The sequence below is a fragment of the Streptomyces glaucescens genome (assembly GCF_002154375.1).
GTDB lineage: Bacteria > Actinomycetota > Actinomycetes > Streptomycetales > Streptomycetaceae > Streptomyces > Streptomyces glaucescens.
Genome location: NZ_MUND01000714.1, coordinates 220 through 7,625 on the forward strand (window position 1 = coordinate 220; position 7,406 = coordinate 7,625).

The 7,406-nt window shown below is 75.5% G+C and carries 5 protein-coding genes; 1 reads left to right on the plus strand and 4 read right to left on the minus strand.

The window, feature by feature from the left end; genetic code table 11:
- The coding region (locus CCN42_RS35750) for an MFS transporter (RefSeq protein WP_086741518.1) at positions 1 to 983 on the plus strand (983 nt) is incomplete at its 5' end.
- Positions 984 to 1,049: 66 nt separating this feature from the next.
- On the opposite strand, the gene CCN42_RS35755 is transcribed toward CCN42_RS35750, so the two are convergent.
- Genes CCN42_RS35755 through CCN42_RS35770 form a run of 4 tightly spaced genes read right to left on the minus strand, consistent with a single transcriptional unit; the run spans position 1,050 to position 7,307 of the window.
- The gene (locus tag CCN42_RS35755) at positions 1,050 to 2,495 is read right to left on the minus strand and encodes a nitrosuccinate lyase (protein WP_169731587.1); all 1,446 of its coding nucleotides are present in this window, start codon (positions 2,493 to 2,495) and stop codon (positions 1,050 to 1,052) included.
- A complete protein-coding gene (locus CCN42_RS35760; RefSeq protein ID WP_086741519.1) occupies positions 2,492 to 4,516 on the minus strand; it encodes an FAD/NAD(P)-binding protein in 2,025 nt (674 codons plus the stop codon). The genes CCN42_RS35755 and CCN42_RS35760 overlap by 4 nt, the downstream gene beginning before the upstream one ends.
- On the minus strand, positions 4,516 to 5,706 hold the full coding sequence (locus tag CCN42_RS35765; protein ID WP_086741520.1) for an FAD-dependent oxidoreductase: 1,191 nt from the start codon (positions 5,704 to 5,706) through the stop codon (positions 4,516 to 4,518). The genes CCN42_RS35760 and CCN42_RS35765 overlap by 1 nt, the downstream gene beginning before the upstream one ends.
- Positions 5,706 to 7,307 (minus strand): class I adenylate-forming enzyme family protein, encoded by a 1,602-nt coding sequence (locus CCN42_RS35770; protein WP_086167882.1) that lies wholly within the window; start codon positions 7,305 to 7,307, stop codon positions 5,706 to 5,708. Before CCN42_RS35770 ends, CCN42_RS35765 begins: the two co-directional genes overlap by 1 nt.
- Positions 7,308 to 7,406: the final 99 nt, after the last annotated feature.

Here is a 7,406-nt window from a genome sequence, read left to right on the forward strand (position 1 = left end):
CCGGACTGATCAGCCGCCGCGGCGTACGCACCGCCCTGCTCGCCAGCGCGGGCACGCTGCTCGCCGGAACCCTGCTGCTGTGCCTCGCGCCGGTGCTGCCCGCCCTGGTCGTGGCGCGCGCGGCGCAGGGCATCGGCGCGGCCGGGCTCACCGCGATCGCCATGAGCCTGGCCGGGTCGCCGCGCCGGATGGGCATGGTCACCGCGGGCATCGCCGGACTCGGCGCGGTCGGCCCGCTCGCCGGATCCGAACTGGCCGCCGTCTGGCCGTGGCAGGCGGCGCTCGCGCTGCTCGCGGTGAGTGTCGCGGCCGTACCCGCGGTGGCGCGCGGCGCGCGTGACGTCACCGCCGAGGACAGCCCGTTCGACTTCCTGGGCGCCGCGCTGCTGACCGGCTTCGTCACCGCCTCGGTGTTCGTCATCTCCGCGCCGCTGCCCGCCGGGGCCTGCCTGGTGCTGGTGGCGGTGCTCCTCGCGCTGCGGATCCGCCGCCGTCCCGACGGCTTCGTCCCGGCGGCGCTGCTGCGCAGCGGCACCTTCACCCTCCTCAGCGGCCTCGGATTCCTCCTCGCCACCGGCCACTTCACCCTCTTCTACCTGATGCCGGGGCTGCTCTCCGACGCCGCCGGCTGGGGGGACGGCCGGGTCGGCACGGGCATCCTGATCGCCCAGCTCGCGGGCTCCGCCGGATCGCTGGTGCTCGCGTCCGCGGCCGGCCGGCTGGCCCGCCGCACGGTGCTGGGCGCGCTGGTCGCGCTGGGTCTCGCCGCGCCCGCGCTGGCGCTGGCGGGGGCCGGTCCGGTGGTGCTGCTCGCCGCGAGCGGCGTCGCCGTCCTCGCCGCGTCCGCGGCCCAGGCGACCCTGTCCATCCTGTCCACCGAGACCCTCCCGGACCGCCGCCGCCCGGCGGGCATCGGCCTGTTCAACGTCTGCTACCAGCTGGGCGGGGCGCTCGGCCCGGCGCTGGCGGCGCAGTTCATGTAGCGCGGGGCGGACGGCACGAGGAGGGGCGGCGCGCGTCACGCGCACCGCCCCTCCCGCTGTCCCCCCTCACCGGGCCGGCTCCGCCAGGGCCCGGTCCACCAGCAGCGCCGCCGCGCCCGTGTAGGTCTCCGGGTCGCACAGGGGCGCCAGGCCGGCGGCGTCCGTCCGGCCGTGCAGCTCGGGCTGTTCGGCCAGTACCTCGGCCAGCGGCCGGCCGGTGTGTTCGGCCAGGGCGGTGGCGCGGGTCAGCAGCTGCTTGGCGGGCGCCTTGCCGAGCAGGGGGGCGAGGACGGCCGCGACCCGCTCCGACGCCATCCGGCTGCCGGTCAGGGCGAGGTTCGCCCGCATCCGCTCCGGCCGCGCCCGCAGCCCCTCGGCCAGTTCCGCCGCCGTGTGCGCGGCCCCGCCGACCAGCCGCAGGCACTCCCGCAGCAGCAGCCACTCCGCGTGCCAGGCGCCCGCCGACCGCTCGTCCTCCGCGAGCATGCACTGGGTCAGTGCCGAGGCGAGCGCCGGGACCTGGAGCGCGGCACTGCGCATCAGGGTGCTCAGCACCGGGTTCCGCTTGTGCGGCATCGCGGAGGAACCGCCCCGTCCGGGCGCCTGCGGCTCGGTCACCTCCGCCACCTCGGTGCGGGCGAGCGACTGCACGTCCACGGCGATCTTCCCGAGGGCGCCCGCGGCGAACGCCAGCGCGGCGGCGAGGTCGGCGACCGGGGTGCGCAGCGTGTGCCAGGGCAGCACGGGCCGGGCCAGCCCGGTGCGGGCCGCGAACTCGGTGACCAGCCGGTCCACGTACTCCCCGGCGTCCGGGCCGTCCACCCCGCCGTCGATGCGGGCGTACTCCAGATACCCGGCCAGTGTTCCGGCGGCCCCGCCGAGGGAGACCGGCAGCCCGCCGTCGAGGACCCGGGCCAGCCGCCGGTCGGCGTCCAGCACCAGCTCCCGCCAGCCCGCCGCCTTCAGCCCAAAGGTGACCGGCACCGCCTGGAGCGCCAGGGTGCGCCCGGGCATCACGCTGTCCCGGTGCTCCCCGGCGAGCCGTGCCAGCGCGCGGGCGGTGCGGGCGAGGTCGGCCCGGACCAGCAGCAGCGCCCGCCGGGCGACCAGCATCGCGCCGGTGTCGAGGATGTCCTGGCTGGTGGAGCCGCGGTGCACGAACTCGGCGGCGGCCGGGTCCTCGGCGGCGACCACCCGGGTCAGCGCCTGCACCAGGCCGACCACCGGGTTGGCGGTCTCCCGGGCGGCCAGGGCGAGTCCGCGCAGGTCGAGCCGTTCGGCGCGGGCGAGCCGGGCGACGGTTTCGGCGGCGGACGGCGGCACGGTGCCCAGCGCCGCCTGCGCCCGCACCAGCGCCGCCTCCGCGTCCAGCATGGCCTGCAGCCAGGCCCGGTCGGAGGTGGCGGCCTCGACGGGGGTGCCGGCCCGCACCGGGGACAGCAGCCCGCTGTCGAGCCGGTCGGAGGCGAGGCCCGCCTCCTGGTCGCCGTACGGGATCGCGGGCGCGCTCACACCAGCACTCCCGTCAGGTCGGTCTCGGCCGGTGCCGGGCGCACCCCGGTGGGCACGAGGGTCGCGGACGGCAGGGCGAGGATCGCGCGGGCGATGGCGTCGGAGTCGCCGAGGGTGACGGAGTCGACGCCCGGCCGGATCCCGGCGGCGGTCACCCAGTGCACGGACTCGGTGGGGACGCCGTAGGCGTAGCGGCGGGGGTGGGCCCGGCCGCGGGCGTCGAGCAGCCGGTAGGGGCGCTCGGTGACGGCGAGGCCGCCGGACTCGTAGCCGCTGCCGTCGGTGGAGCGGATGCGGTACGTGGTGCACTGCTCGGTGTCGAGGAGGTGGCGCAGCAGCGGGTCGTCGGTGCGGCGCAGATCGGGCTCGGGCAGGCGGGCCTCGATCAGCACGTAGGAGCGGACCGGGGGGCCGGGCACGTCACGGGACTGGGCGACGAAGGTGGCCCGGTCGCCGGAGACGGTGTCGATGCGGATCTCGGTGCCGGGCCCGGTCAGCTCCAGCACCCCGGCCTCGATGAGCGCGATCATCTCCTCGATGCGGGAGGCGGGCGGCCCGATGGACAGGAACGCGTTGAGCGGGGTGTACCAGCCCTCCAGGTCGTCGCGGTGCGACGCGCCGTCGAGTCCACCGTGGTCGACCACGAGCCGGATCTCGTTGCGCAGGTCGCGCAGCACGTCCAGGGCGGCCTTCAGCGGGCCGTTGACGTTGCCGGCGCGGGCCTCGGCGACGTCCCGCTCCAGGTAGCCGAGCAGCCAGGCCCGGAAGTCGTCGCGGCCGGTGAAGACCCGGTCGCCGTACGGCCGGGACAGCCGCTCCCAGTCCCAGCGCTCGCCCGGCTCGATGCCGTACGCGTCGAGCAGCGCGTCCCGGTCGGCCTCCCGGGCCAGGGAGAGGAACGCTTCGGTGAACTCGTCGCGTTCGGCGCCGCGGCCGGCGGCGGTGAGCAGGGTGCCGTAGTAGACGCCCTCCACCTCGCGGGAGATCAGCGGCCACAGGTCGGCGGTGAAGCCGACGCCCTCGCCGCGGGCCGAGCGGGCGCGCAGGCCCTCGATCACCTCGGGGGTGAGCAGCCGGGGCAGATGGCGGCCGTAGGCGCCCTTCTCGTTCTCGCCGCGGGCGTGGTAGGGGATGCCGCGCCGTGAACTGGCGTACAGGCGCGGCTCCTCGCCGGAGCGCACGTAGTGCAGTCTGCCGCCGTCGTCGCGGACGAAGGCGCCGCCGCGGCCGACGGTGAACAGCGCCATGTGGTCGAAGAAGTTCAGCCCGAGGCCGCGCAGCAGGACCGTCTGGCCGGGTTCGACGGTGCTCAGGTCGAGGTCGGCGGGGTTGGCGGGGGTGAGGTAGGTGAGGTGGTGGATGCGGGCCAGGCTCGCGGTCTTCGCCTCCTTGGGGGTGAGCCGGGCCGGGACGTGGCCCTGGGCCATCACGATGGCGTCCAGGTCGTTCAGCCGGGTGCCGTTCTCCAGCCGGACGCCCTGCGGGCCGCCGGGGACACCGTGGGTGTCGGCCATCGCGACGGCGCGGGAGCGGTGCGTCCGGATCGTCATGTGGGCGGGGGCCCGGTCGACCACCCGCTGGAACTGGGCGTGCAGGTAGCGGCCGTAGAACGCCCGGGTGGGATAGGTGTTCGGGCCGAGCCTGCGGGCCTCGGCGAGGGTGTCGGCGTCGTCCTCGGCGCCCTCGCCGCCGGCGAGCGAGCGGGCCCACTCGTACAGGCTGGGGCCGGGCTCCACCGGGCCCTCGGTGCGCACGCTGTCGTCGGTGTACACGGTGATCTGCGACGCCACCGTGTTCATCAGCAGGTGCCGGGACTGGTCCGGCCGCCACACCCGTCCGGCGCCGGGCGCGGACGGGTCGACCACGTGGACGGTGACCGCGCGGTGCGCGGAGCGGGCGCGCTCGTTCGCGCACAGCCGCTCCAGCACGGACAGGCCGCGCGGTCCGGCGCCGATGATGCAGATCTCGATCCCACCCGGATCCTTACGGCCGGAGTGGTCGGTGCGGTCGGTGCGGTCCATCAGTGCTCTCCGTTCCGGCCGCCGACGCGCTCGCCGTGCATCCAGGCGACGTGGTCGTGCAGCTGCTCGGGGGACATGGCCTTCAGGGCGGCGTTGCGGGCGGTGGCCGTGGATCCGGCGGCGTGCCAGAGGCGGATGCTCTCGCGGGCCAGCAACTGGATGCGCGCGGTGCGCTCCTGCCGTTCCGCCGTGTACTTCTCGAACCGCTGGGGCAGTTCCTCCGCCCCGCAGTCCAGCAGGTCGCCGAGGACGACGGCGTCCTCCAGGCCCTGGCAGGCGCCCTGCGCGACGTAGTGCAGCATCGGGTGGGCGGCGTCGCCGAGCAGCACCACACGGCCGTCGGACCAGGTGGTCACCGGGTCGCGGTCGACCAGCACCCAGGACTTCCAGTTCTCGCCCAGGTCGAGCAGCCGGTGGGCGTCGGCGCCCAGCGCGGCCATCTCGTCGTGCACCGTGTCGTTCGGGACGGGCACCGAGGCCAGCGCCTCGGTCTCGCCGTTGTCGCTGCTCGCCGCCAGGTTGAGGTAGCGGCCGCCTGCGATCGGGTAGTGCACGAAGTGGCAGCCGGGGCCGGTCCACCAGGTCACCGCGGTCTCGTTGCGCAGCCGCGCCGGGACCCGCTCCATGGGGATGACCGCCCGGTAGACGGTGATCCCGGAGATCCGGGGCGCGCCGTCCCCGACGAGCTGGCCGCGGATCGCCGAGTGGATGCCGTCCGCGCCGATCAGCGCGTCGCCGGTGACGCGTTCGCCGCCGGCCAGGACGACCGTGGCGCCGCCCGCGTCCTGCTCGTAGCCGGCCGCCGCGCAGCCGCTGCGCAGTTCGACCAGGTCGAGGGCGCGGCAGGCGTCCAGCAGGGCGCTGTGCAGCTCCGCGCGGTGGACGACGACGTACGGGTTGCCGAAGCGCTCCCGGTAGGCGTCGGTGAGCGGCATGCTCGTCACGTGCTCGCCGGTGACACCGTCCATGAACCGCAGCTCCGCCATGCGGACGGCGGTGTCGCGCACCACGTCCCCGAGGCCCAGCCGGTCCAGCGCGTGCAGGCCGTTGGGGGCGAGCTGGATGCCCGCGCCGATCTCCGCGAACCGGTCGGCGCGCTCCAGGACCGTCACGCGGTGGCCGCGCCGGGCGGCGGCGAGGGCGATGGCGAGTCCGCCGATACCGCCGCCGGTCACGATGAGCCGGGCCATCACACGACCTCCTCGACCGCGACGGGAGCCGGGGCGCCGGGGGCGTCGGCCAGCCGCCGGGCCAGCTCCAGCCGCTTGATCTTCGTGGTGGCGGTCTGCGGCAGCTCCTCCTTGCGCCACTGCACGGGCTCCGCCATCGGCGGCAGCCCCGCCACCGCCCGCCGCCAGGTGTCCGGATCCAGCGGTATGTCGTCCTTGGTGGACACCACCGGTACGGCGCGCCCGTCCGGGCCGGGGATGATGACGACCTCGGCGAGCTGCGGCAGCCGGGTGAACAGCGCGTCCTCGACGGCCAGCGTGCTGCCGAAGCCCTCGATCAGGTCGACCTCGCGGTCCAGCAGGTGCACACAGCCGAGCTTCGTGCGGAAGCCGACGTCGCCCATCCGCCACCAGCCGTCGTTGACCTGCTGGTCGTAGCGCTGCTGCTCGCCGAGGTAGGTGACGATCCGGCCGTCGCTGCGCACCTCGATGTAGCCGGGGTTGTCAGGGGAGGGCGGGTTGCCGTCCCGGCTGACCACCCGGATGTCGGTCATGCCGGGGAAGGGCCGGCCCACGCAGCGGCCGTCCGTGCACAGTCCGCGCCCGCTCCTGGAGAAGGACCGCACGACCGCCGGGCCGATCTCGCTCTGCCCGTACAGCTGTCCGAACAGCGCGCCCTTGCGGCGGCTCGCGCCCAGCAGCCGGCGCACGGTGCGCGGGTGGATGGCGTCGAAGGTGCTGCTGAACAGCTTGACGTTGGCGAGCGGCGCGCGCGGGTCGTCGGCCAGCTCCTCCCACTCCATGAAGGAGTTGGGGTGCGCCTCCAGGATGCCGGGGCGCAGCTGGGCGAACAGGTCGGCGGCCCGCTTCGGGTCGGAGTCGGCGAGGACGACGATCGGGTAGCCGCGGAACAGGGAGATGGCGAGCGCGGTGATCAGCCGGGAGTGCACGAACGACACGTGCATCGCGATGGTCTCCCGGCCGCGCAGCAGCGGCGCGGTGACGGCCGCCTGCGGCCGGTAGCGGGCCTGGAGGGTGTGCCCGGTGTGCACGGCCAGCTTCGGGATGCCGGTGGTGCCGGAGGTGTGGGTGACCAGGGTGGGCTGCTCGGGCGGCATGGTGACGGCGGGCACCCGCGGCGAGCCGGCCAGGTCGGCCAGCGCGGTCGCCTCCGGGTGGCTGCCCGAGGCGAGCAGCACCCGCTCGGCCAGCGTGAAGACCTCCGCCGGGAGTTCGGTGTCGAGCTTGTCGCGGTCGGTGAGCAGGAACGGCCGGTCGGTGCGGCGCACCAGCTCCGCGACGGTCGCGCCGTCCAGCTTCGGCGAGAGCAGCACCGGTACGGCTCCGACGCGGACGATCGCGCAGGCCAGCAGGGTGATGTCGAAGCCGTCGGACTTGTGCACGACGACGCGCTGGGCGGGGCGGACACCCGCCGCCCACAGCCGGGCGGCGAAGTCGTCGATCAGGTCGGCGATCTCCGCGACGGTCGCGCGGCGGCCGAGTCCGGGGGCGATGTCCAGGTCGTGGTCGAGGACGACGATGTTCGCCGGGTGCCGGGCGGCGGCCCGCTCGAAGAGCGTGCCGAGCCGGATGCCTTGGTTGCCGATGCGCTGGAGGAACATGGGTCGCCTTTCGGGGAGTCCCTTGCGGGGAGTGGAGGAGGTGACGAACCGGCGCGTGCGGGTGGGGCTGCGGGTGCGGGTGCGCTGCGGGTGCGGGTG

Excerpts from the sequence above, each read along its gene's own strand:
- CCN42_RS35760 (WP_086741519.1), bottom strand. The coding sequence starts at position 4,516 with ATGGACCGCACCGACCGCACCGACCACTCCGGCCGTAAGGATCCGGGT.
- CCN42_RS35770 (WP_086167882.1), bottom strand. The coding sequence starts at position 7,307 with ATGTTCCTCCAGCGCATCGGCAACCAAGGCATCCGGCTCGGCACGCTC.
- CCN42_RS35765 (WP_086741520.1), bottom strand. The coding sequence starts at position 5,706 with ATGGCCCGGCTCATCGTGACCGGCGGCGGTATCGGCGGACTCGCCATC.